This is a genomic window from Arsukibacterium sp., from assembly GCF_036735525.1.
Classification (GTDB): Bacteria; Pseudomonadota; Gammaproteobacteria; order Enterobacterales; family Alteromonadaceae; genus Alishewanella.
In genome coordinates this window covers 1-2,848 of sequence record NZ_DAINOE010000150.1, presented here as the reverse complement: position 1 = coordinate 2,848, position 2,848 = coordinate 1, and the positions used below count along the sequence as shown (strand labels likewise).

At 46.6% G+C, this 2,848-nt stretch carries 4 protein-coding genes; all 4 read left to right on the top strand.

The window, feature by feature from the left end:
* Positions 1-644, top strand: a 644-nt coding sequence (locus V7D78_RS16410) for a tetratricopeptide repeat protein (protein WP_333609536.1), incomplete at its 5' end; no start/stop codon positions are given.
* Positions 638-1,633 carry a formylglycine-generating enzyme family protein gene (locus V7D78_RS16405; RefSeq protein WP_333609535.1) on the top strand — a complete coding sequence of 332 codons (996 nt, stop codon included), beginning with the start codon at positions 638-640 and terminating at the stop codon, positions 1,631-1,633. The genes V7D78_RS16410 and V7D78_RS16405, both read left to right, overlap by 7 nt.
* A 56-nt stretch (positions 1,634-1,689) precedes the next feature.
* Positions 1,690-2,535: a formylglycine-generating enzyme family protein gene (locus tag V7D78_RS16400; RefSeq protein WP_333609534.1), complete on the top strand. Its 846-nt coding sequence runs from the start codon at positions 1,690-1,692 to the stop codon at positions 2,533-2,535.
* Between the two features lie 104 nt (positions 2,536-2,639).
* The coding region (locus V7D78_RS16395) for a hypothetical protein (RefSeq protein ID WP_333609533.1) at positions 2,640-2,848 on the top strand (209 nt) is incomplete at its 3' end.

Sequence of the window (2,848 nt, the reverse complement as noted above, 5' to 3'; positions counted from 1 at the left end):
TGACCAAGTCTGATCCTGATGCTGTTATGTGGTATCGCAAAGCGGCCGAGCAAGGCAACGCCCAGGGGCAAAATAACCTTGGTACCATGTATGAAAATGGGCGTGGCGTGACCAAGTCTGATCCTGATGCTGTTATGTGGTATCGCAAAGCGGCCGAGCAAGGTAATGCCAGTGCGCAAACTAACCTTGGTACCATGTATGAGGATGGGCGTGGTGTAGAGCAGTCCAATATCGAGGCGGTAAGTTGGTATCGCAAAGCCGCCGAGCAAGGTAATGCAAGTGGTCAGCACAATTTAGGCCTAATGTATCGTGATGGTCGTGGTATCGCCCAGTCATTCACTGAAGCCAAGATGTTGTTTAAAAAGGCTGCCGAGCAAGGCAATGCCTTTGCGCAGACCAGCTTGGGTAACTTGTATTACAACGGCCATGGAGTGAGTCAGTCTTACACTGAGGCCCTTAGTTGGTACCTTAAGGCTGCTGAGCAAAATAATAGAGTGGCTCAGCATAATCTGGGGGTGTTGTATCGATATGGTTACGGTGTATCGCAATCAAGCGCTGAATCGCAAAAGTGGTACCTTAAAGCTGCAAAAAATGGTCATCAAGGCGCACAGAACTATCTGACACAATTGGGGGTAGCATGGTAATGCAGTGGCTCAACAAGGCACGTCCGGCTGGCATGGTAATTCTTGCCTTGTATATGCAGATAACCATGGTGGCTTGCCAATATCAACCTCACAACAAGGCTGCAATAACTGATGATGTAAAGGTGATTGCAGCTGAGGAGCTAACGGCGGAGCAGCAGGCAAGGCAGCGGGCAATAGATCGCCGCGACTCCCATCAATACTGGGCAAGGCCAACGGCCGACTATATCGAGGCCCGACAGCAAGCAGAAACAGTGTTAAAAAGTGATACCAGTTTGCTTGAGCCTTTGCTGGGTAAACTGCTACTTATTCCAGCCGGTCGCTTTGTCATGGGGTGTAGCCCTGGTGATACTTGGTGCCGTGAAAATGAAAAACCGGAACGATTGGTGCCTATAAAGGCATTTTATCTAATGGAAACAGAAGTGACCTTTGCCATGTGGGATGCCTGTGTCTCTGCTGGCGGTTGCATTACCCAGCCTGACGATCAGGCCTGGGGCAGAGCTGACAGGCCAGTGATTAATGTGAGCTATAACGACATTACCCAACAATTTATTCCATGGCTTAATAAGACAACAGGGCAACATTTTCGCTTGCCCAGCGAAGCTGAATGGGAATATGCCGCAAGAGCCGGCAGTAATACTAAATTCAGTTGGGGCAATGAGCTGGGCCGTAATAATGCCAACTGTGCTGGTTGTGGCAGTCCGTGGGACGAAAACCAAACAGCGCCGGTGAAAAGCTTTTCGCCAAATGAATATGGATTATATGATATGCATGGCAATGTATGGGAGTGGACTGAAGATTGCTGGAATAGCAATTACCTGGAGGCCCCAGCGAATAGCGATCCCCGGCAAGACGGTAATTGCCAGAGACGGTCATTGCGCGGTGGTTCCTGGCTTGGCAGCCCCATAAGTGCGCGGTTAACAGCAAGAATTAACTACGGCATTACAGAACCATTTTTTAGCTTTGGTTTCAGGTTAGTGCTGGATAAGTAATGCACAATATTGGTGTTGTAAGGTTTGGACAAAAAACCGTTTTATATTCGGTTTTAATGGCTTTATCCCTCTTGTATGGCTGTCAGTATATTGTTTATGGTGAAAAACACAGCAAACAGCAAGTCACAGCAGAAGTAAATCAAACCGCTTTGTCCCTGAAAGACACTATTTTAATATTAGTAGGCGATGTAGTGAGTATTCCTGCGGGTAGTTACACTATGGGTTGTAGCATAGCTGACAATGAGTGTATGGAATCAGAAATACCCACCAGTAACCAAAGTATTAGCGCTTTCAAATTAATGGCAGCGGAAGTCACCTTCGACTTGTGGGATGCTTGTGTTAATGCCGGCGCTTGTAGCTATATACCCTATGATCGTGGCTGGGGACGTGGTAATCGCCCGGTGATTAACGTCAGTTATGATGATATTACCGGGCAATTTATTCCCTGGCTTAACAATGTGACCCATCTTGCTTTTCGTTTACCCAGCGAAGCAGAATGGGAATATGCTGCTCGTGCCGGCAGTGCTACTAAGTACAGTTGGGGCAATAGTATTCGTTGCGCACAAGCCCGTTTTGCACATTTTGAGGGGCGTTGTGGCAATGATAAGCAAACTGTGCCGGTAAAATCATACTCCGCTAATGCCTTCGGTCTATATGATATGCATGGCAACGTGTGGGAATGGACGCAAAGTTGCTGGAATGACAGCGCTATCGAAGCCGTTAACAACAATAGTGATACCCAGAATACTGATTGTGCCTTGCGCATGCTGCGTGGTGGCTCCTGGAGTGGTGGGGCTGGTAGCCTTAGAGTATCAAGACGCTTTTTCCTGGCAAGTGCAGTAAGGTTCGATAATGGCGGCTTTCGATTGGCGCTGGATCTGGAGAAAACGACCAAGCAGTGACTTTTATCCTAACGGTGATAAAAATATTATTTGCGCCATATAGACAATTACCAACGTTAAAGTAATCTTATTTATCAACAACTATGTTCAGTTTGAGGATTATTATGAGTCGCGTAATTTATTTTGTTGTAGCGATGATGGTCTTATCCGGTTGTGAAGTGATGAATGATATTGCCTGGTCGGATAATACCTACTTGTTAAATGCCAAAAGTGAAAACGGTTATTATATTGAAACGTATCAAACCGATACTTATGGTAATTTCGATGGGGTGCGTGCTGGTGTCCGTTACGATTTTTATGTGACCAATAATCG

Coding starts and splice junctions, on each gene's coding strand:
- V7D78_RS16400 (WP_333609534.1), top strand. CDS start 1,690: ATGGCTTTATCCCTCTTGTATGGCTGTCAGTATATTGTTTATGGTGAA.
- V7D78_RS16405 (WP_333609535.1), top strand. CDS start 638: ATGGTAATGCAGTGGCTCAACAAGGCACGTCCGGCTGGCATGGTAATT.